Origin of the sequence: Acinetobacter sp. SFB (assembly GCF_001647545.1) — a bacterium.
Classification (GTDB): Bacteria; Pseudomonadota; Gammaproteobacteria; order Pseudomonadales; family Moraxellaceae; genus Acinetobacter.
Map to the genome: position 1 here is coordinate 245644 of NZ_LSZH01000011.1, position 21674 is coordinate 267317.

General features: G+C 43.0%; 19 protein-coding genes, 1 pseudogene and 1 riboswitch. Of the genes and pseudogenes, 6 read left to right on the forward strand and 14 right to left on the reverse strand.

The features are described from left to right. From AY606_RS05695 to gacA, 3 genes are read right to left on the reverse strand one after another with little or no spacing between them, the layout of a single operon-like run. Complete coding sequence (locus AY606_RS05695) at nt 1–1416, reverse strand: sigma-54-dependent transcriptional regulator (RefSeq protein WP_171255368.1); 1416 nt, start codon at nt 1414–1416, stop codon at nt 1–3. Nucleotides 1417–1431: 15 nt separating this feature from the next. Beyond that, nucleotides 1432–3000 (reverse strand): sensor histidine kinase, encoded by a 1569-nt coding sequence (locus AY606_RS05700; protein WP_067866033.1) that lies wholly within the window; start codon nt 2998–3000, stop codon nt 1432–1434. Nucleotides 3001–3031: 31 nt separating this feature from the next. After that, nucleotides 3032–3667: a response regulator transcription factor GacA gene (gacA, locus tag AY606_RS05705; RefSeq protein ID WP_067866036.1), complete on the reverse strand. Its 636-nt coding sequence runs from the start codon at nt 3665–3667 to the stop codon at nt 3032–3034. 220 nt (nt 3668–3887) lie between these two features. On the opposite strand from gacA, the gene pbpG reads away from it, so the two are divergent. Continuing rightward, nucleotides 3888–4940, forward strand: a complete 1053-nt coding sequence (pbpG, locus tag AY606_RS05710; protein ID WP_155858131.1) for a D-alanyl-D-alanine endopeptidase PBP7/8 — start codon at nt 3888–3890, stop codon at nt 4938–4940. A gap of 75 nt (nt 4941–5015) precedes the next feature. Here the strand turns inward: pbpG and thrC are convergent, their stop codons facing one another. The 4 genes from thrC to xerD all read right to left on the reverse strand — a co-directional run bounded on the left by thrC (nt 5016) and on the right by xerD (nt 9480). Further along, entirely contained in the window at nt 5016–6155 is a 1140-nt protein-coding gene (gene thrC / locus AY606_RS05715) for a threonine synthase (protein WP_067866041.1), read from the reverse strand. Between the two features lie 57 nt (nt 6156–6212). Next, a complete protein-coding gene (locus AY606_RS05720; protein ID WP_067866044.1) occupies nt 6213–7517 on the reverse strand; it encodes a homoserine dehydrogenase in 1305 nt (434 codons plus the stop codon). Nucleotides 7518–7640: 123 nt separating this feature from the next. Continuing rightward, complete coding sequence (locus AY606_RS05725; protein ID WP_067866047.1) at nt 7641–8456, reverse strand: DsbC family protein; 816 nt, start codon at nt 8454–8456, stop codon at nt 7641–7643. A gap of 106 nt (nt 8457–8562) precedes the next feature. Beyond that, complete coding sequence (gene xerD, locus AY606_RS05730; protein ID WP_067866050.1) at nt 8563–9480, reverse strand: site-specific tyrosine recombinase XerD; 918 nt, start codon at nt 9478–9480, stop codon at nt 8563–8565. 171 nt (nt 9481–9651) lie between these two features. On the opposite strand from xerD, the gene AY606_RS05735 reads away from it, so the two are divergent. The 5 genes from AY606_RS05735 to ftsW all read left to right on the forward strand — a co-directional run bounded on the left by AY606_RS05735 (nt 9652) and on the right by ftsW (nt 14795). After that, a complete protein-coding gene (locus AY606_RS05735; protein ID WP_067866608.1) occupies nt 9652–9915 on the forward strand; it encodes a FeoA family protein in 264 nt (87 codons plus the stop codon). Next, nucleotides 9912–11768, forward strand: a complete 1857-nt coding sequence (feoB, locus tag AY606_RS05740; RefSeq protein WP_067866054.1) for a ferrous iron transporter B — start codon at nt 9912–9914, stop codon at nt 11766–11768. Before AY606_RS05735 ends, feoB begins: the two co-directional genes overlap by 4 nt. 47 nt (nt 11769–11815) lie before the next feature. Continuing rightward, a complete protein-coding gene (locus AY606_RS05745; RefSeq protein WP_067866057.1) occupies nt 11816–12067 on the forward strand; it encodes a DUF6587 family protein in 252 nt (83 codons plus the stop codon). Nucleotides 12068–12230: 163 nt separating this feature from the next. Further along, nucleotides 12231–13577, forward strand: coding sequence for a UDP-N-acetylmuramoyl-L-alanine--D-glutamate ligase (gene murD, locus AY606_RS05750; protein ID WP_067866060.1), 1347 nt, complete (start codon nt 12231–12233; stop codon nt 13575–13577). Nucleotides 13578–13598: 21 nt separating this feature from the next. Beyond that, nucleotides 13599–14795 carry a putative lipid II flippase FtsW gene (gene ftsW / locus AY606_RS05755; protein WP_067866063.1) on the forward strand — a complete coding sequence of 399 codons (1197 nt, stop codon included), beginning with the start codon at nt 13599–13601 and terminating at the stop codon, nt 14793–14795. Nucleotides 14796–14821: 26 nt separating this feature from the next. Here the strand turns inward: ftsW and AY606_RS15750 are convergent. The 7 genes and pseudogenes from AY606_RS15750 to AY606_RS05785 all read right to left on the reverse strand — a co-directional run bounded on the left by AY606_RS15750 (nt 14822) and on the right by AY606_RS05785 (nt 21581). Next, nucleotides 14822–15055 (reverse strand): annotated as a pseudogene (locus AY606_RS15750) (zinc-ribbon domain-containing protein). A 51-nt stretch (nt 15056–15106) separates the two neighbouring features. Further along, nucleotides 15107–16024, reverse strand: coding sequence for a tRNA glutamyl-Q(34) synthetase GluQRS (gene gluQRS / locus AY606_RS05760; protein WP_171255361.1), 918 nt, complete (start codon nt 16022–16024; stop codon nt 15107–15109). Between the two features lie 9 nt (nt 16025–16033). Then, nucleotides 16034–16561, reverse strand: coding sequence for an RNA polymerase-binding protein DksA (gene dksA / locus AY606_RS05765; protein WP_067866069.1), 528 nt, complete (start codon nt 16559–16561; stop codon nt 16034–16036). 209 nt (nt 16562–16770) lie between these two features. After that, on the reverse strand, nt 16771–17580 hold the full coding sequence (cpdA, locus tag AY606_RS05770) for a 3',5'-cyclic-AMP phosphodiesterase (protein WP_067866072.1): 810 nt from the start codon (nt 17578–17580) through the stop codon (nt 16771–16773). Between the two features lie 10 nt (nt 17581–17590). Further along, nucleotides 17591–18211, reverse strand: a complete 621-nt coding sequence (locus AY606_RS05775) for an NUDIX domain-containing protein (protein ID WP_067866076.1) — start codon at nt 18209–18211, stop codon at nt 17591–17593. 77 nt (nt 18212–18288) lie between these two features. Then, the gene (thiC, locus tag AY606_RS05780) at nt 18289–20184 is read right to left on the reverse strand and encodes a phosphomethylpyrimidine synthase ThiC (RefSeq protein ID WP_067866079.1); all 1896 of its coding nucleotides are present in this window, start codon (nt 20182–20184) and stop codon (nt 18289–18291) included. A 112-nt stretch (nt 20185–20296) separates the two neighbouring features. Continuing rightward, nucleotides 20297–20424: riboswitch (TPP riboswitch) on the reverse strand. Between the two features lie 89 nt (nt 20425–20513). Beyond that, nucleotides 20514–21581: a hypothetical protein gene (locus AY606_RS05785; RefSeq protein WP_212838718.1), complete on the reverse strand. Its 1068-nt coding sequence runs from the start codon at nt 21579–21581 to the stop codon at nt 20514–20516. Nucleotides 21582–21674: the final 93 nt, after the last annotated feature.

Sequence of the window (21674 nt, forward strand, 5' to 3'; positions counted from 1 at the left end):
TTATTCCTCATCTGTGTCCAGACCAAATTTCTTTAAGCGGTAACGTAAAGAGCGGAAAGACATGCCGAGTTTTTTGGCTGCCAGCGTTCTGTTCCAATGAGTCAAGTTTAGCGCATTGAGTAAAATATCTTTTTCAATATTCTCCAGATAAAGCTCTAAACCTTCATTCGGTAACTTTTTAGCAGAGACCAAGATATCACTACGAAAAGCAGGGCTGGCTTCTTGCTGATGATCTAACGGTGCTGCTGTTGGATAACGCAATGGTGCGCTTTGTAAATGCGGTAAATCAATTTTATCTTCATCACTGAGCGTGATAGCACGTTCAATAATATTGCGCAGCTCACGAACATTGCCAGGATAATACTGGCCCAGCAAAAAGTTTTTCGCACGTTCAGTCAGTTGTTTTTGAGGAATGCTCCATTCCTGACTAATTTTTTGAATAAAATGATGCGCCAATAAAATAATATCCTCCCCCCGTTCACGCAGTGGCGGAAGGACCAGATCCATCACATGAATACGGAAGAATAAATCTTGTCGAAATCTGCCTTGCTGCACCAATGCATCCAAATCCTGATGACTGGCGCTGATCACGCGAAAATCGACATCAATTTCAGCATCTGAACCGACTGGACGAATCCGTTTTTCCTGCACTGCACGCAGCAGTTTGACCTGCATGGTTAAAGGCAGTTCAGCAATTTCATCTAGAAAAAGACTGCCACCATGTGCTGATTGAATCAGACCTTGTTTGTCTTGCGTTGCACCGGTAAAGCTGCCTTTCTTATGCCCAAACAGTTCACTTTCCATCAATTCAGTGGGAATGGCGCCACAGTTAATCGCAATAAAAGGGCCTTCATTACGATTGCTGAGTCGATGCACCAGATTGGCAATGACTTCTTTTCCTGTCCCGGATTCACCGCTAATAAAGACAGGAGCTTGAGAGCGGGCAATTTTATTTAAAGTAATGCGTAATTGCTGAATCGGCAGAGACTGGCCAATCAATAATTTTTGTTCCAGACTATCTTCTTTGCTTTGGAAATTTTCAACCGGTTTGTTCAACGCTTTTTGTAAGAGTTGCTCCAGGTGTTTCTGATTAATCGGTTTACTGACAAAATCAAAAGCGCCGGCTTTTAATGCCGCAATCGCAATTTCCATATTGCCATATGCAGTCAATACCGCTACAGGTAGGGCAGGAAAATGTTGACCAATCCATTCTACCAATTGCAGTCCATTCCCATCCGGTAAATTTAAATCCGTTAAACAGGCATCATATTCGTTTTCGGATAAGCATTTTTTGGCCTGTTCAAGACGATATGCGATATGGGTCTTGATGCCCATGCGTGATAAAGACATTTGCATTAAAGTACACAAATCTTCCTCATCATCTACCAATAAAACAAATGGTTGTCGTTCCAAAATTACACCCCAACACTATTAATTTAAAGCACCATCCAGGCATTCTATTCTAAAGCATGCGCCTTGTTTTTGTTCTACATAGTCCAGTTTTGCTTGATTCGCCTCACAGAAACTATGAGATAAGTATAATCCTAAACCAGTTCCCGTGATTTCGGTACTAAAAAAAGGTTGAAATAAGTAGGTTAAATCTTGGGATGCCACCCCTGAGCCAAAATCTCGGACTTCAATTCGGACATTGGATCCATGTGAATAAATATTTAATTCAATATGTGAATGCTCAGGTGAATTGTGCCGAATTGCATTACGAATCAGATTAATCAGAACTTGGCGAAATTGTGCTTCATCAAAAGTAATTGAGATTTTATTTTGTATGGTGCATCGAATCTGATGGATGATATCAGATAAATCTTCCTGGATCATTTGCGGAATAAATTGATTCAGATGGATCTGTGCAGGATGTGTTTCCCTGTTTCGCACCATATTTAAGGTGTCTTGGATGATACGGTCAATGCGCTGTGCTTGTTTTGCAATCATCTGACTTAATAGCTTTTGTTGGTTGGAATCACTATCAGGCAACAGTTCGTTGGCTTGAACAATCGCAGCTAAAGGATTGCGAATTTCATGGGCGATACTGGCAGACAATTGTCCTAAAGCAGCTAGTTTTAATTGTTGTACCCGTTGATTGATTTTGCCTGCATCTTGCAGCATCAACAGGGTGAGGGTCTGATGCGGAACCATTAACTTCTGCACTTCGATATGCATATGATAACGGCTTAGCTGTGACTCGAATTGAAATCTTTCGCCATCTTGCAGCTGATCAAACTTAATCAGTTCAAACAGATCAGGTTGTGTTTTGTATAAAGGATATTTGTCATAGGCATAGAGGGGGGGAATGCCTAACAGCATACACGCCGCAGGATTACTCAGTACGATATGACAGTTTTCATCCAGAACCAGATAACCGAGTTCAATCTGTTCCAGAATATAACGGTTCAGATTTTGCAGCCGATTGAGTTCCAAGGATTGAGAAAAATTTAAATTTTCCAGCAATTGGAAACGTCGTACAGCCACTTGAGCACTGCCATAAACCACAAAAAACAGGAATGCCAATAAGGCACTATTGCCAATATTATTTAATGAAGAGAAATCGAAAAGATTGCCTACAAATAGTTGATAAACAATACTAATGACGGCAATCAGGGTGATAATTAAAGCTTGTTGGGCATTTAACAGTAAAGACGCGGCAAAAATGGTAATCACAAACAGGAGACTTAAATGCAGATTCGGACCATCCATCGCAAAAGTAAGTAAACTTAAAGCAATGACGTCGACAGCAAATACAAGCTCCAGTTGTTGTGGAACTCTGGAGCGTATTTTTTTTAAGCTCAGTAACTGTATGCAGCTTATCAATACTAAGCAAATCAGGACGTAAAGATAGAGCTGTGGATAGCGATAATCTGTATTTAAAAGCTGGTAGGTGAGTAAAAAAATCAGCAGAAGACAGCTGGCAATAATCAGTCTGTAGGCGCCATACCAAATGCCTAAATGGTACTGATTAAACTCAAAATTTTGGGTAGGCTGCGTCATGCATGTCTTCTAGAAAGCTAAATCAAAAGCATTAAGGTTTAATCAGCCCATAACGAATGGCCAAATGGGTCAGTTTCACGTCACTATCTAAATTTAACTTTTCAAAGATACGATAACGATAAGTATTGACGGTTTTAACACTGACAAAAAGCTTATCGGCAATTTCCTGGGCACTAATACAATTCACTACCATCATCGCGACTTGCATTTCACGTTCAGAGAGTGAATCAAATGGCGATTGCTGGGTATCTGAAAGATATGAACTGGCCAGTTGTTCAGCAATATCTGCACTGAAATATTTGCCACCTTGCATGACTTTATTAATAGCACGAACCATTTCGGTGACCGGTGCACCTTTGGTGATATACCCTTTTGCGCCGGCTTTAAGCAATAATGATGGATAAGGTTCTTCAGCCAAACCACTCACCGCGACAACTTTGGTCTCAGGTGCGCTTTGCAAAAGACGGCGCGTGGTTTCTACTCCACCGATGCCCGGCATATTGACATCAAGTAAAACCACATTCGGATGATGGTGACGCACCAAGGTAATCGCTTCTTCCCCAGATTCAGCCTGACCAATCACTTGAACATCCGCATGGTCTTCCAGCATTCGGCAAATCCCGGTACGTACTAATTCATGATCATCTACTACTAAAACTGTGATCACCTATTTCTCCCCTCATATAAAAAAAGCAATTTTTTTGTTACATAAAGCAAAATAAGCTTGCAATGAAATGACAAAATTAGCAATCCTATTATTCATCTTTAAATGAAATGTTAAGCATAAAGGTTTATGCGTAAAAAATGTTCACCTTTGTGTTTAAATGTAAGGCATATTTGAGGTAATACACAAATGTATCTTGCCTCCATGAGTTGAGTAAACCACCGTGAAAAATTCGAACAAGTCTTTAATCCATGTGCTAGGTATGTCTATCTTACTTAGTCTGAGTTCTACCAGTTTTGCAGAACTTATCATGGATGCTTCTGGAGGCACAGGTCAAGCTGCTTTAAACTGGTCTTCTGAAGAGGCCAAACAATTACTCAATGGCGATGTTTCGACATTGAGCGAAGAACCAACGCCACTAGGTTCAACTAAAATTACCACTTCAGTGCGTAGTTCTAATGGTGTGATTAGTCATTCTGCACCTAAAACTGTACAAATTTTAGATAATTCAGGTTATAGCAACCAGCCTTCTGTTAATGCACGTGCCGCATTGGTGATGGATTCACAAACAGGTGAAGTGCTATATAGTAAAAATAGTAACACCGCATTACCGATTGCCTCCATCACTAAGCTGATGACTGCAGTGGTAATTTCAGATGCTCGACTGAACATGTCTGAAAAAATCACCCTGCAATCGATTGATTTCGCAGGAGCGGGCGGTAAAAATTCGAGTTCGACCTTGCGTGCCGGCGATTCAATGAACCGCGCGGAAGCGTTATTGTTTGCTTTGATGAAATCGGAAAATCCGGCTGCTGCTGCTTTGGCTCGAACTTATCCAGGGGGACGTGCTGCTTTTGTTTCAGCAATGAATGCAAAAGCAAAATCTTTAGGCATGAATTCGGCTCATTATTATGAATCCACCGGTCTTGACCCACGTAATGTGGCTTCTGCACGTGATTTAGGTATTTTGGTGAGTGCAGCGTCGCAATACAGTTTAATTCGTCAATTCTCAACCACACCAAGCTATGATTTTAATTTGGGCTACCGTGTATTGAAATCAAATAATACCAATGCTCTAGTGCGTAATGGGGGCTGGAATATTAATATTTCCAAAACCGGTTATATCAATGAAGCAGGGCGTTGTGTGGTCATGCATACCACTTTAAATAACCGTCCAGCTGTGGTGGTGCTTCTTGGAGCAGATTCATCTGCCGCACGTACCAATGATGCAACCCGTTTAATGAACTGGGCGAGCCAACTTCCAAAACGTATTTAATCTTTGCTGTATGTGTAGCGAAAAAAAGCCCCGCAATTGCAGGGCTTTTTGTATTTCTAATGATGCTAAAAAGAATTACATATTAGAAAGAATAGATTCTTTCACTTGATTCATTGTCGCATCGATTGACAGCATCACAGCATCAGAACATTGTTTGATGGCAGTATCTGGGTCTTTCAAGCCATTACCCGTCACAGTACACACAATCACTGAACCTTCAGCGATCTTGCCGGCTTTAATGTCACGGATGGCACCGCCCACAGATGCTGCAGAAGCAGGTTCTACAAACACGCCTTCGTACATTGAAAGTAAACGCTGTGCTTCAAGAATCTCGCTATCGGTTAATTCGTCAAACCAACCGTTCGAATCACGAACAACCGCTTTGGCATGGTTCCAGCTTTGTGGATTACCAATACGGATAGCAGTCGCAACAGTTTCAGGGTTTGCAATAGGAGCACCACGTAGGAACGGTGCAGCACCAGATGCTTGATAACCCGCCATGATTGGAAGGCCAGCAGGTTTAGGACCAGTGAAAGCATCTGTTTCAGCATCGTAAATCACTTGCTCAAATTCTTCTTTCGGCTGATTGGCAACTGCTTCGGTATACCCCATCCAGTGTGCAGTGATATTACCCGCGTTACCGACTGGCAAGCAGTGATAATCAGGTGCACGACCCAAAGCTTCAACGATTTCGTAAGCAATGGTTTTTTGACCTTGCAAACGATAAGGGTTGATTGAGTTTACGATGGTTACCGGCGCTTGATCAGCCACTTCTTTCACCAGGCGCATGCCGTCATCGAAGTTACCGCGAATTTGCATGGTGATTGCACCGTACATCATTGCTTGTGCCATTTTGCCCATGGCAATTTTGCCTTCCGGGATTAAAACGAAAGCTTTGATGCCTGCGCGTGCAGCATAAGCAGCAGCGGCAGCAGAGGTATTGCCGGTAGAAGCACAAATAATAGCTTTAGAACCTTCTTCAACCGCTTTGGTCACCGCCATGGTCATACCACGGTCTTTAAATGAGCCGGTCGGGTTTAAGCCTTCGTACTTCACATAGATTTCAACGTCTTTACCAATAATGCGTGGAATGTTCTCAAGCTTGATCAGTGGGGTATTACCTTCACCTAAAGAAATAGCACGAGTGGTTGCAGATACGGGTAAACGGTCGCGATAACGGTCAACTAAACCAGTATAACGATTGGCATTAGACATGATGATGTTCCAATTGTGTGTAGAGCTTGGCAAGGGGGAATACTCCCCTCAACCCGATTAATTATCAAGCGATTCTAAACGAATTCGTACAATTTCGCCATGAATGAAAGGCAATGCTTGAATTTGTTGCATCGCTTCATCCATTTTTGATTCCACGATAGGATCAGTTAAAATCACGATCGGAATCAGGTCTTTTAAGCGTGGTTGCTGCATGATGGCGTCAATACTGATTCCGGCACGACTTAAAATAGTCGTCACATCGGCAAGTACGCCCATTTGGTCTTCGGCATTAATACGAATGTAGTAACCCGTAGTCATTTGTTCACGCGTTAAAATTGGTAAATCCGTTAAAGCTTCAAAGGCCAGTTGCGGAATGGTTCCAGCGCCATCTTCGGTATAAATAATATCACGCACAATATCGACAACGTCAGCAACCACCGCAGAAGCGGTTGGACCAGCACCAGCACCAGCACCGTAATACAGTGTTGGACCGACTGCATTGGCTTGTACCAAAACGGCATTTTTCACGCCGTTGACATTGGCAATCAGCTGGTCATCTGGAATTAAAGTTGGATGCACACGTAATTCAATCCCTGCATTGGTACGGCGTGCAATACCCAAATGTTTGATGCGGAAACCCAAGTCTTCTGCATATTTCACATCTTGTGCAGTGACTTTGCCAATCCCTTCAGTAAACACTTTATCAAGCTGCAATGGAATACCAAAGGCACATGAAGCCAGAATGGTCAGTTTATGGGCAGCATCAATCCCTTCTACGTCAAAAGTAGGATCAGCTTCGGCATAACCGAGTTCTTGCGCTTCTTTCAGCACATCTTCAAAAGCACGGCCCTTTTCACGCATTTCACTTAAGATGAAGTTGCCTGTGCCATTAATAATGCCTGCCAACCAGTCAATTTTATTGGCTGCCAAACCTTCGCGAATGACTTTGATAATTGGAATACCGCCGGCAACAGCTGCTTCATAGGCAATTTGCACAGCGTTGTCTTCTGCCGCTTTAAATAATTCATTACCATGTTCAGCCAACAGGGCTTTGTTGGCAGTGACAATATGCTTGCCATGTTTCATGGCTTCCATGATGACTTCATAGGCAGGGTGGATACCGCCCATCACTTCAACCACAACGTCAACATCTGGCTGACGTACAATTTCTAAAAGATCAGCACTTTGTTTGATTGATTCTGGAAGATCCAAATCAGGACGCGGACGACGTGTACCCACATGGGTAATTTCAATTTCCCGACCGGTGCGACGTCTAATCTCAGCAGCGTTTTCTTTTAAAAGTTTAAGGGCACCACCACCTACAGTACCAAGACCGAGGATTGCCAGACGAACTGGTTTCACGTCACACTCCAATATCTAATCAATTTTAAGCGAACCTAGATCATAGCTAAAAAAAGCATGAGACTCTAGGAAAGAAATCACTTTATCTTCAACTATAAAAAACAGTAATTTAACGAATAAAAATTAGTTATTTAAACGTTCTGCCAATTCTTCAGGAGACAGGTATCCACCTAGATAAACACCATCTTCATTGTAAATTGCCGGTGTGCCATTTACGCCCATATTTAGACCAAGTTGATACTGATCTCTAACGGGGTTTTTGCATGTTGCTGGGGCAAGAGGCGCACCAGCAATGGCCTGGTCAAAAGCAGCCTGACGGTCTTTGCTGCACCAGATGCTTTCCATGGCTGGCATGAACTGTTCGCCACGTGGCCATGCGATATAACGCACTTCAATGCCTTTGGCATTAATTTCGCTCATGTGTTCATGCAGTTTATGGCAGTACGGGCAGCTGGCATCGGTAAATACATACACAATATGTTTGGTTTTGCCTTGCGCCTTATAAACTAAAAGATCTTCAGTTTTTAAGCCAGCCAGAAGCTTTTTGTTGGCTGCGGATTGCAGGTTTTCACTGACATTGTGGATTTTGCTGTCGCCCAAACGAAGCACATCGCCTTGAATAATGTATTTACCATCTGCAGTTGCGTAAACAGACGACATGCCTTCCAGGTTGACCCAATACAGGTTCGGTACTTCAGTGGCTTTAATATCCAGCACTTTGGCATTGATATTGGCTTTTTTAAAGTGCTGTTGCAGGGTGTTAATTAAACGCTGCTGTGCATTGCGCTCGGAAATATTCGAGGCCTGTCCGGTTGCGGGAGCACTAGCGGTTAAAGTGCCTTGCTTTTTTTCATCGTTATTTGAGTTGGAACACGCAGTGATGAGCATACTGCTTGCCAAAGTGCATGCAATAAAAATTTTTGAGCGGGTAAGTGACATAAACAACCCTTTCTTTTAGCTATATAAAAATTGATGGCCTAGCATAACAAAAAAAAAGCCCGGCTCGTTAACACTTCTTAGTCTTAGATGATCAATGAAGATCAGACTAAGCGCGAGGGTGATGCGTGGCATGCAGTTGCTGCATGCGAACTTGGGCAACGTGAGTATAAATTTGGGTGGTAGATAAATCACTATGACCCAATAACATCTGAACCACACGCAAGTCCGCGCCATGATTGAGTAAATGGGTAGCAAAAGCATGGCGTAAAGTATGCGGAGACAGTTCGGCTTGTACCCCGGCTTGTAGTGCATAGCGCTTAATGGCATACCAAAAATTTTGCCGGCTCATAATGCCGCCGTGCTGAGTCAAAAATACATAGTCAGTGGCAGATTTATATAAACTGGAACGTGCTTCATTGAGATATTTTTCGATCCATTCACAGGCCACTTGTCCTAATGGCACCAAGCGTTCTTTATTGCCTTTGCCGACAACGCGTAAATAGCCTTGTTTTAAATTAATCAGTTCTAGACGTAAATTGAGCAATTCCGTCACCCGTAGTCCACAAGCATAAAGCACTTCAAGCATGGCGCGATCACGCAAACCCAAAGCTGTTTCAATATTCGGGGCATGAATTAAGGCTTCAACTTCTTGTTCGGAAATATCTTTGGGCAGCGAACGGCCAATTTTTGGGGTTTTATGGGTTGCCACAGGATTGTCGGAGCGAAGTTTTTGTTCACGTAAAAACTTATAAAAAGAACGCAGTGCAGAAAGTGATCGGGCAATCGAGCGCGGACTTTTACCCTGTTTGGTTAATGCCAGTAGAACATCAGAAATGTCATCGCTGGACCATTGCGGCATGGAATTAGAGTTGCATTCACTACATTGAACCAAATCAGACAGATAGGCATTGCGAGTATGCGGACTGACGGTTTGTGCAATTAAATAATCTCGGAAACCCTGTAAAAAACTTAAATGTTCAGGAATGCTCACCGGAGCAGGGATACGAGGTTTTTTATTAAGCATGACAGTTCTACATTGAATGAAAAATCCAAGTTTTTCTTGGCTTGGGTCAATTTAGAACAATTTCTTGCCAATGTCGATCTGAGAGAGCAGATGAGAATTGGAATCAAACCTTACTTGGTAATTATTCTCATTTGTTTGTATACTGTTCAAAATATTTTAGGATTAGATGCGGTGCGTTTATCTGATTTAAAAGTGAAACAAACGGCCATCATCAGCAAAGTCAATAAAACTTTAGATGGCAATATTTCTCAAAACGATTTGGTCGCAAGCCGTTTAGAAACGCTAGGGTTTGTTCCGGGCACAAAAGTAAAGGTGATTACCAAAGGTGTTTTTGGTGGCGATCCGATTTTGATTCAAGTTGGATTTACCCGATTCGCACTGCGTAAAGTTGAAGCTGAAAAAATTGAAATTAATTTTGACGGAGCACCTGCATGAGTGATGCGCTACGTATTGCCCTGGTAGGTAACCCAAACTGTGGTAAAACATCATTATTCAACCATCTGACCGGCACCCGGCAAAAGGTGGCCAACTATGCCGGTGTCACGGTCGAGCGTAAGGTGGGACAGTTCACCTTGCCATCAGGCAAACCGGTTCGTGTTCTAGATTTACCCGGAACCTACAGCTTAAATGCGACCAGCCCGGATGAAGCCATTACCCGCGATGTGGTGCAAGGAAAAATTGCCGAAGAAGGGCAGCAAGATGCGTTCTTGTGCGTGGTCGATGCCACCAATTTGAAACTGCATTTAGGTCTGGTGCTCGAGATGATCGAGCTGGGTCGTCCGATTCTACTTGTGCTGAACATGATGGATGAAGCACGTCGCCGTGGTATGCAAATCAATACGCAAAAACTGGCGCAACGTTTAGGTATTCCAGTGGTGGAAACCGTTGCGGTACGTAATTCAGGCATTGAAAACCTGATGAATGCGCTTGATCAAGGTAAATATTCGACACCGCATACTGAACTCAGCGGCTTAACTGGCGATAATCATCATAAAATCACCACGATTTTGCATGATGTGGTGCAGTCAGTCGATCAGGAAGATAAACGCTCCGATTTCCTCGATAAAATATTTTTACATCCAGTCTTAGGTTTGGTCAGTCTGGCACTGATGATGTTTGTGGTGTTCCAGGCGGTATTTGCTTGGGCTGCACCCTTTATGGATGGTATTGAAGCCTTCTTTGGCTGGTTCGGTGAATTCGTTGGACAACACATATCGCATCCATTGCTGAACAGCTTGGTGGTTGATGGTGTGATTGCCGGGGCAGGTGGGGTGGTGGTGTTCTTGCCACAAATTCTGATTCTGTTCTTCTTTATTCTCGTCCTCGAAGAGTCGGGTTATTTGCCGCGTGCTGCATTCTTGCTGGATAAGCTGATGTTTAAAGCCGGCTTAAGTGGTCGTGCGTTTATTCCATTGCTGTCTAGCTTTGCCTGTGCAGTCCCCGGGATTATGGCAACCCGCAGTATTAGCGACCCACGCGACCGTTTAACCACGATCTTTGTTGCACCGCTGATGACCTGTTCGGCACGTTTACCGGTATATGCGCTACTCATTGCCGCCTTTATTCCAGAGTATATGGTTTGGGGGGTGTTTAATCTGCAGGGTCTGGTGCTGTTTGCTTTATACATGGCCGGAATTGTCAGCGCACTGCTGGTTTCTTTCATCTTAAAGTTTTTCCAGAAAGACAAATCACAACATATGTTGTTGATGGAATTGCCAAGCTACCGTTTTCCCGACGTGAAAAGTATTTGGATTGGTTTGCTGGACCGCGGCAAAATCTTCTTGAAACGTGTCGGTGGCATTATCTTCGCGTTATCAATTTTGCTTTGGTTCTTGTGTACTTTTCCGCAGCCGCCAGAAGGCGCGACTTTACCTGCAATTGATTACTCGCTCGCAGGTATGCTCGGACACGTGATGCAACCGATTTTTGCCCCACTGGGCTTTAACTGGCAGATCTGTATTGCTCTGATTCCTGCCATGGCGGCACGTGAAGTTGTGGTCGCGGCACTGGGTACGGTTTATGCCTTGTCTGCAACCGATGATGATGCAATATCGCAAGGTTTGGCGTCCATTATCAGCAGTGATAGTCACCTTGGTTGGTCGCTGGCGACCGGTTTATCGCTTTTGGTCTGGTTTATTTATGCACCGCATTGTCTGGCAACCTTGGCAACGGTGAAACGTGAAACAGGTTCATGGAAAACCGTGAGCTTTATGACCGCTTATTTATTTGGTTTGGCTTATTTAATGTCGTTCCTGACCTATCAAGTTGCGACCCACTATTTGGGTTAATTAAATCAGGTTAAGTTGACTGAAAATAATCTGTAGAGGAGATTGAGATGATTGAAGTTGTGATTGTTGCGGCATTGGTGATTTGGAGTGCAATTGTGGTCTTCAAAAAGGTATTTCCTCAGACGGCAAACTCAGTCTTCATGCAGTTATCCCGTGTTTGTGATAAGCAAGGATGGCTCAGTTTAGCCAAATGGTTAAAACCTGCCATGGTCTCTGGTTGCGGTGGAAGCTGTGGATGTTCTGCAACACAAGACAACACCCAGAAAAAACCGGAAGTTCAAGCGGTAAAATGGAAGTAATTTTCTAATTTTTGCCCAATTTAAAAAAACCGTCTTTTTTATGACGGTTTTTTTACGCGTGGACACAAAAAAAGACGCATAAAGTCAAAACAGAAAAAGCATTCAAAAGAGCAAAGTGCTAACATTTTGACAGTTTTAAAACATACCAACATATGGGGTAAAAATGTTAATTCAACGTGGTGGATTAAAAGTCGTTGCAGGACTCGGAATTTCAGGTGTTGCAGCAGTAAATTTCTTACATGAACATGGCTACCGCGTTGCAGTAACAGATTCTCGGAAGACGCCTCCGGGACACGATCAAATTCCAGGCGAAGTTCAAACCAGTTTTGGTCAGCTCGATCAAGAGATGCTATTACAAGCTGAAGAAATTGTGATAAGCCCGGGGCTTGATCCAAAAACGCCTGAAATTCAGGCAGCCATTGCCAAAGGTATTCCTGTAGTCAGTGAAATCCAGATTTTACGCCGTGCCACCGAGAAGCCAATTATGGCAATCACCGGTTCAAATGCCAAAAGTACCGTGACTACGCTGATGGGCTTAATGGCGAAAGATGCTGGAATTAAAGTCGCAGTCGGTGGCAATCTGGGTCGTCCGGCACTGGATTTAACCAAAGATGATCCTGAACTGTATATTTTGGAGCTTTCCAGTTTTCAGTTGGAAACCACATCTAATCTAGATGCAGCAGTCGCAGTCATCCTTAATTTGAGTGAAGATCACTTAGACCGTCATGGTGACATGATGGGCTATCACACTGCAAAACACCGTATTTTCCAAGGGGTGAAAAAAGTAGTCCATAACCGCGATGACTCACTGACACGTCCATTGGTTCCAGATGTAACCCCGATGCAAAGCTTTGGTTTAAATGCGCCAGATATGAATCAATATGGCATCTTAAAAGAAGATGACGGCACCCTCTGGTTGGCACGAGGCCGTAAGCGTTTACTGAAAAGTTCCGATATGTACATTCAGGGAACTCACAATGTAGCCAATGCTCTGGCATGTCTGGCTTTGGGCGAAGCAATTGGTTTGCCGCTTGAGTCGATGCTGGAAACTTTAAAAACCTTTAAAGGCTTGGAGCACCGCTGTGAATTTGTAAAAGAAGTGAATGGCGTACGTTATTACAATGACTCTAAGGGCACCAATATTGGTGCAACCTTAGCTGCAATTGACGGTCTGGGTGCTGCCATTGAACCTAAGCAAGGTAAAGTAGCAATTATTTTAGGCGGTCAAGGTAAAGGGCAGGATTTTACAGCCTTAAGGGATGCCTTAAGCAAATATGCCAAAGTTGCGGTATTGATTGGTGAAGATCGTGCAGTGATTGAACAAGCCATTGTCGGGACAACGACATTGCTTCATGCGGAATCGTTAAAAGAAGCGGTGGAATTATGCCAACAACATACCCAAGCCAATGATGTGGTGCTATTGTCACCTGCATGTGCAAGTTTTGATATGTTTAAAGGTTATAGTGAACGTGGACACCAGTTTGTTGCATGTGTGAACACACTTGCTTAGAAGAATTATAAGGAACGTTGTATGGCTGGGTTAGCTCAGACGACCATAAGTAAAATTAATCAGGTCTATAATGAGTGGGGAGCAAAAATCCCTGCTGAAGTTACACCGCGTAATGTGCTGATTTTTTGTGTGATTGCCTTGTTGTGTATAGGCTCAATCATGGTGGCATCGGCCTCGATGCCCTATGCCGACCGTCTACATGAAAATGCATTTCATTATGTGATCCGACATGGTATTTCAATTTTTGTGGCTGCTGTAGCCGCATTTTTAACCTATAAAGTGTCGTTGAACATCTGGTTCAATAACACCTTTCCCTTGTGGATCATGACCATTCTGTTGCTGACTGTGGTTTTAGTCGTCGGCACCGAAGTGAATGGTTCGACCCGTTGGATTCGTATTGCCGGCTTTACCTTGCAGGCATCCGAAGTCGCAAAAGTCATGATGGCCATTTTCACCGCCGATTATGTGGTACGCAGGGCACAAGAGGTTCGAAATAATCTATCCGGTCTGTTCCGCTTAGGTGGGGTCATGATTATCACTGTCGGTTTAATCCTGGCAGAACCGGACTTGGGCGCAACTGCGGTTATTGTCTTGATGATTTTGGGGGTGTTCTTTTTAGCCGGTGCACCACCAATTCAGTTCATTGGTTTCATGGTGGCGATTATTCTGGGCTTAGGGGCTGCAATTATTTTTGAACCCTACCGCTTACAACGGGCCTTATCCTTTACCGATCCGTGGGCAGACCCATTAGGAACCGGTTATCAGCTTTCCAATGCACTGATGGCCTTTGGTCGGGGTGAATGGGTAGGGGTAGGTCTAGGGCACAGTATCCAGAAAATGTCTTATCTGCCTGAAGCACATACCGACTTTATGCTGGCAATTTTAGGTGAAGAGTTTGGCTTCTTTGGTATTAGTACGGTACTGGTGTTGTCTTTTGTGATGCTGGTCTGTTGTATTAAAATCGGACACCGTGCTTTGCAGCATCAATATTTACGCGCAGGCTATTTGGCCTATGGCATCAGTATCATTTTCCTGCTGCAAATTCTGGTGAATGCGGGGATGAATATGGGTATGTTGCCAACCAAAGGTTTGACCTTGCCCTTTATTAGTTATGGTGGTTCATCGTTAATTATGTGTGCAGTGATGATCAGTCTAGTGCTGAAAATTGATGCCACCACGCAAAAAGCCAATCCGAGTAAAGAAGAATCAAGCTTCTAGCTTTTTTCTGGATGTAATTCTGACCATCAATCCTGCTGGGTATGGGTTAATACCGTACTCGGCATCTCAGTCCCACAATTCAGACATTTCACAAATTCTCCTTTCGCTTTTGAAAGGGGAATCAATGGGATAAAAAATAAAGAAAAATAAGTACGCTGTTGTTTTAGCTCATAGGCACTTCTGCTTCTACATACCGGACAAACAAACTGACTTTTCTAAATAACTTTGGTTTTAGGCCCGATTCCAAAAATAAAAAACATAGATCTGTCTATTTTCTGAAGATTAGCTTTGAGCTTAGCGCATTTTTGATTTTATAAATAAGTGCCTTGCAGTTCTTTTGTGTGGGGAATGTGTTGTATATCCCACTGGGCAATGGCTTGTTTGAGCATGTGGGCTGGGGTGTCTAAATCAACTTCTGGCTGATGCAAAGCACGAATCGTTTGTTGTAATAGTTCGGGGGCATGCTTGAGATCGAGTGCTTGCGCCATGTTCTGTTTGGAAAGCTTTTGTCCCTGATCATTCATCGCAAGTGGCAGGTGCATATATTCAAGTTTTGGATAGCCTAGGATCGAACCAAGCCATATTTGCCGTTCGGTGTTATCCAGCAGGTCTGCACCGCGCACTACATGGGTCATGCCTTGCAGATAATCATCCACCACCACAGCCAGTTGATAGTTGATAATGCCATCCCGACGCTTGAGCACAAAATCACCCAGATCCTGCTGTAGATTAGAACAATGGGTGCCTTGCAGACGGTCGTTAAAACAAATTTCCTGACCGGATACTTTGACACGAATGGCTTGCTGCTGAAAAGGCAGATTTAAATCTCGGCAAGTTCCCGCATAGATATGATTTGAACTCAGCATTTTGCGGGTGCATTGGCAGGCGTAGACCAGACGATTTTGATGGAGTTGATCGATGACTGCATCGTAGAGGTCTAAGCGGTCTTTCTGGAAAATGATTTCTGCATCAGCTTCGAACTGAAATGCATCTATTGAACGCAGAATATGCGCTTCACTACCGGGATAAATACGCGGAATATCGGTATCTTCAATCCGGACCAGCCATGTGCCGTTATGCGCACGTGCATCGCAATAACTGGCCACAGCAGTGATGAGTGAGCCAAAATGCAAAGGGCCGGTTGGCGATGGCGCAAACCGACCCACATAAGCCATCCTGTTATCCCCCTCCTGTATTGAAGGAGGGGGCAGGGAAGGATTATTAAGCATTAACTGTAATTAACCGTTATTTTGCTTCTCTTTGATTTCTGCTAAAGTTTTGCAGTCAATACAAAGGGTTGCAGTTGGACGTGCTTCAAGACGACGCAGGCCAATTTCAATACCACACGTTTCACAGAAACCATAGTCATCGTTTTTAATCGCTTCAACTGATTGCTCAATCTTACGGATTAATTTACGTTCACGGTCACGGGTACGGAGTTCAATTGCAAACTCTTCTTCTTGTGTCGCACGGTCATTCACGTCAGGCAATGCAGTATTTTCATCCTGCATGGTATTTAAGGTACGATCCACTTCAGACATCAGCTCTTCTTTCCACGCCAACAGAATTTGGCGGAAATGTTCAAGCTGTCCTTCGGACATGTATTCTTCATTTTTTTTCGGCTGATAAGGTGCAATACCAAATAAGCTAGCAGTAGAACCACTTTCTGACGCTTTTGGCTTGGTTTTTCGCACGCGTTTTGTAGATTTTTCGTCTACAACATCAGTTTGTTCATCTAAGACTTGATTTTGGTTGTCATTCGCCATATAGGGCATTCCTCATCATATACGCATTATCTATACGCAAAAAATATGGTGATATGCAAGTGTTTTTATCCAACCCTTAGGAGATTCTCCTTCGAGGGCCGTCATCATATAGACTTTTTGTGCTTTTTGATAGTCTTTGATGCCTGGATTCCATCTATCACGCTTTGTTTTGAAGCCATAAAGTAATGGAAAAAAAGCAAAATGAAAAGTTAATAACCTGAAATTTCAATATTAATTTTTTGCTTGCCAGTTTCGGTGCGATAAATTTCAGTTTGTAACTCTCCATTTGCTTTCAAATGTAGTACACGAAACCCAGGTGCTTCTTGATCTAGCGCAAAATCATCACTTAAAGGTTTGAACTGGACACAGGTTGAAGGTGTTGAAAAAAATTGAATATTTTGCCATTCATTCAAGGAGTCCTGATGAACATGACCACTTATGACTGCTTTTACATTGCTGTGCTTGGCTAAAATATCGGTTAAATTCTCAGTATTTTTCAGTTTGTGTTGATCGATCCATTTTGACTGCATATCGAAAGGATGATGATGACATGCTACCACTACAAATTGCTGTTGGAATTTAGATAAAATTCGATCCAGTTGTTGCAGTTGCATATCCTCAATCCAGCCATCCGTTTTGCCACGCACCGCGCTATTTAGTAACACGATGCTCCATCTGCCAAAATGAATCGCATGAACCTGATTTTGATTGCGATAGAAAGGGAACAGGTCAATATTGTCATGATTTCCCGGAATTTGATAAAACGGGATACCTAAATGCTGCATAAATGCCAAATAACGGCTATAGGTTTCTTTCACGGGCACTTGGGCTAAATCACCGGTATGGATGATGGCATCCACCTTTGGATATTGCTGCTGAATGTGCTTTATTACGGCATGAAAGCTCTGTTCAGGATTCATAGACACAAATTCTAGATCTTCCTGATTCATCAAATGGGTATCTGAAATTTGAATAATGGTCCAGTCATGCTGGTCGTCATTGTAATTGGATAAAGTCATGTCTGACTCCTTAGACATTCCTTGTCTTCTTAATATGTTGTTGTAACCATTGCAATGCCATAATGACCGGTGCATTTCTTAATCGACCATGGGTGAGGAGATTTGTAATTTCGCTGTAGTCAATCAGATGCAACTGAATATTTTCACCTTCATCCGCCATGCCAAATACACCGCCTTCTTGAGGAAGAGTAGCTTGGGCACTGTATAAATGGAACAGTTCTGAGCAGGCACCAGCAGATGGATAAAAGCTGAATAGATGCTGTAACTCATCAATTTCACAGCCTGATTCTTCCAGACTCTCACGACGGATACAGCTTTCCGGCGATTCATCACCATCGAGTACCCCGGCAATGATTTCCAGTTGCCAAGGTGAATCCGAATCATCCATCGCACCCACACGGAATTGTTCAATCAAGGCAAATTTTTGTTGGGCATCATCATAAATCACTACCCCGGCAGCTTCAGGTCTGTGAATCAGCTCACGTTGAATGATAGGCGTATATTCAGTTTGATTAAACAAACGATGACAAAGACTGACTTTCTCAACCTGAATGAAGCCACGGAAAAGATATTCGCGAGACTGAATTTTGACTTCATCGCTATTATATGTGGCTTGCTTAATAATATTCATATAGCTCAGTCAGGATGAAAAACAATCACTCATCCTAACTGAGAATTTCATGAAAATAAAAGATTTTTTTTGCCAAATTAAAGCTTGTGGTACAGTTTTTGGCCATGTTGTTGATAGGTGGTTTTCATTGTTTCGAATCCCGCGGCTATCTCTGCACTCTGTTCTTGGGCATGCTCAACCTTACTTTGATTTTTCGCATAATCTCTCACGTTTTGAGTGATTTTCATCGAACAGAATTTGGGTCCACACATCGAACAAAAGTGCGCTGATTTATGAGCTTCCTTCGGCATGGTTTCATCATGCATGCTGCGTGCAGTATCAGGGTCAAGACTCAAATTAAACTGGTCTTCCCAGCGGAATTCAAAACGCGCTTTGGATAAAGCATTGTCACGCACTTGTGAGCCCGGATGACCTTTGGCTAAATCGGCAGCATGCGCGGCAATTTTATAGGTGATGATGCCATCTTTAACATCTTTTTTGTTCGGCAAGCCCAAATGCTCTTTCGGTGTGACATAACACAGCATAGCGGTGCCATACCAGCCAATCATCGCGGCACCAATCGCTGAGGTAATATGGTCATAACCTGGGGCGATATCCGTGGTTAAAGGACCGAGGGTATAGAAAGGTGCTTCTTGGCAGACTTCAAGTTGCAAATCCATGTTTTCCTTAATCATGTGCATGGGCACATGTCCTGGGCCTTCAATCATGACTTGAACATCATGTTGCCATGCGCGATGGGTCAGTTCTCCTAAGGTGCGTAATTCTGAAAATTGCGCTTCGTCATTGGCATCCTGAATACAGCCCGGGCGTAAACCATCGCCTAAACTGAAAGATACATCATAGGCTTTCATGATTTCGCAGATTTCATCGAAATGGGTATAGAGGAAGTTTTCTTGATGATGGGCCAGGCACCACTGCGCCATGATCGAACCGCCACGCGAGACAATCCCGGTTAAGCGGTTTGCAGTGAGCGGAACATAGCGCAGCAGTACACCTGCATGAATGGTAAAATAATCCACACCTTGTTCGGCTTGTTCAATCAGGGTGTCTTTAAAGATTTCCCAGGTTAGATCTTCGGCCACACCATCGACTTTTTCCAGGGCTTGATAGATCGGAACCGTACCAATTGGAACAGGCGAGTTACGGATAATCCATTCACGGGTCTCATGGATATTTTTCCCGGTCGACAAATCCATAATGGTGTCCGCGCCCCAGCGGGTGGCCCAGGTCATTTTCGCCACTTCTTCATCAATGCTTGAACCGAGTGCCGAGTTACCAATATTGGCATTGATCTTGACCAGGAAATTACGTCCAATAATCATCGGTTCAATTTCGGGGTGGTTAATATTGGCGGGAATAATTGCACGGCCTTCAGCCACTTCCCGACGGACAAATTCTGGCGTAATTTCAGTTAAGTTTTTTGCCCCGAAGTTTTGACCCACATGTTGACGTGCATCTACACCCTCAAGCTGGCGTTGATTCTCACGGATCGCGATATATTCCATTTCAGGGGTAATGATGCCCTGACGTGCATAATGCATTTGAGTGACATTTTTGCCTGCTTGGGCACGACGCGGCTTTTGAATATGGGCAAAGCGAATTTCTGCGGTACGAATATCTTTTAGACGTTCTTGTCCAAAGGCAGAAGTCAAAGTATCTAATCGTTCGGTATCTTGACGTTCTTCAATCCATGCTTCACGTACATTGGGTAAACCTTTATTCAGGTCAATGGCAACGTTAGGATCGGTATACACTCCTGAAGTGTCATAAACCAGAATATCAGGATTCTGTTCGCCGCCTAAACCCGTCGGGGTATCGGTCAGTTCAATGGCACGCACCGGCACTTGAATATCCGCGCGAGAACCTTGGATATAGACTTTTTTTGAAGCGGGTAAAATACGGGTGAGATCTTTAGCATCTTGCTCGTGTTGAGCAGAAATATCTGTTGCAGATAGATTCGTTAACTGGTTCATTGCAATGATCCTTATGAATGACATCAACGAATCAAGCACGACCAAAAACGTGGCGGATTTATCTGGTTTAATTCAATGAGAATATCAACAAAGCAGATAAATTGAGGGCTTCAGTTTTTAGATGCTTGATTCCTACGCAGGTCTTAACCTGATCAGGTTCAACGGTACTCGTGCTTAAGTTTTTATAGAAAAAACTGACACAATCTCAGCGAGCAATTACTCGCGCTCCGTCAAGCGATGGACAAATATTAGCATGCCCAAGTACTAAAAACATTCACATTAAATACCGCTTTTATCTCGTTGTATAAACTTTTAATTTAATCAGAAGATTAAAGACAGACTGCATCACTAAAACAATCACGTGTTTTAGACAGGCTTAAGTTTTGCAACGCTAAATACTGATCTAATTGTTTCAGTGTGAGCTGATTTTCAGACAGCGACTGTTGTTCTTTTGGGCTTAACTGAAGGGGGATTTCTTTTAAGCGCTGCGGTTTAGATAATTGTAGAAATTGCAGAAATTTTGTCGCTTGAAGTGCCAAATACGAATTTTTGACTTGAGCTAATTTTTCAATTTCATCCATCGAGCTAGCTTGGATTGCATATTGATCAAGATAAGTATCCGAGACAGGCGAGTCGTTCATGCCTTTAAATAAAAACAGGGTGTATATCTGTAGAAGATATTCTGCATCTTTGCGATAGCTGCTTTTAGGATATTGATTTAAATATTCTTCCCAAAATAAGGCACGGGTTACAATTTCGTGCGGCTCAATCATTAAGGTATTTTCAACAAATACGGGCATCATATTTTGGGACGCCAAATTTTCAATAAAGACTTGTTCAGCTCGCGGCATGTAGGGAGCAAAAATTTTGGCTAGATATTCAGGACTGCGACGATAATTGACTAAGCCTTTGCCTGCATCGAACAGCTCGATATAGGCTTGACCCTTATGTTTCAATAAATATTGGTCACGTAAATTAAGTTGTTCAAAATGGTTTTGTTGAATGGTGGGATGCTGAGACAAATCAAAAGCATGCTCTTCAAAAGCCATTTGTTGCGACGGTGTTCTATCTACCGCTAGGAAGTTGCTATACATTTGATTAGACAGGACCAACAAATGCTGTTGTTCAGCAAATGTAGAGAGCGGTAGGCATAATTTTAAATCTTGATTGATCTGTTCCAAGGCAAAAGTGGTACGTTCCGCATTAATTTCTGCCATATTCTTTTCAATATTTTTGCATAATAAAGATAAATCGACTGTTTCATCTTGCCGCGATTGTTTTTGTACCTGTTCTGGCATAGGCTGAGGTTCAGGTTTTTGACAGCCGAGCAACAGCATAAAAAAGACAAGGGGGAAGCATCGCTTTATAGAGAATATTTTTTTGAAAGAAAGAGTCATTCGATATCTGGATGCATACGGCAATGAATTTAGAGCAGTGTGGCTATTTTATAGCTGAAAAGGATTTTTTCTGTGTAGTATTGTGAAGGAGTT

Coding starts and splice junctions, on each gene's coding strand:
- AY606_RS05700 (WP_067866033.1), bottom strand. CDS start 3,000: ATGACGCAGCCTACCCAAAATTTTGAGTTTAATCAGTACCATTTAGGC.
- thrC (WP_067866041.1), bottom strand. CDS start 6,155: ATGTCTAATGCCAATCGTTATACTGGTTTAGTTGACCGTTATCGCGAC.
- AY606_RS05725 (WP_067866047.1), bottom strand. CDS start 8,456: ATGTCACTTACCCGCTCAAAAATTTTTATTGCATGCACTTTGGCAAGC.
- xerD (WP_067866050.1), bottom strand. CDS start 9,480: ATGCTTAATAAAAAACCTCGTATCCCTGCTCCGGTGAGCATTCCTGAA.
- feoB (WP_067866054.1), top strand. CDS start 9,912: ATGAGTGATGCGCTACGTATTGCCCTGGTAGGTAACCCAAACTGTGGT.
- AY606_RS05745 (WP_067866057.1), top strand. CDS start 11,816: ATGATTGAAGTTGTGATTGTTGCGGCATTGGTGATTTGGAGTGCAATT.
- murD (WP_067866060.1), top strand. CDS start 12,231: ATGTTAATTCAACGTGGTGGATTAAAAGTCGTTGCAGGACTCGGAATT.
- ftsW (WP_067866063.1), top strand. CDS start 13,599: ATGGCTGGGTTAGCTCAGACGACCATAAGTAAAATTAATCAGGTCTAT.
- gluQRS (WP_171255361.1), bottom strand. CDS start 16,024: ATGCTTAATAATCCTTCCCTGCCCCCTCCTTCAATACAGGAGGGGGAT.
- dksA (WP_067866069.1), bottom strand. CDS start 16,561: ATGGCGAATGACAACCAAAATCAAGTCTTAGATGAACAAACTGATGTT.
- cpdA (WP_067866072.1), bottom strand. CDS start 17,580: ATGACTTTATCCAATTACAATGACGACCAGCATGACTGGACCATTATT.
- AY606_RS05775 (WP_067866076.1), bottom strand. CDS start 18,211: ATGAATATTATTAAGCAAGCCACATATAATAGCGATGAAGTCAAAATT.
- thiC (WP_067866079.1), bottom strand. CDS start 20,184: ATGAACCAGTTAACGAATCTATCTGCAACAGATATTTCTGCTCAACAC.
- AY606_RS05785 (WP_212838718.1), bottom strand. CDS start 21,581: ATGACTCTTTCTTTCAAAAAAATATTCTCTATAAAGCGATGCTTCCCC.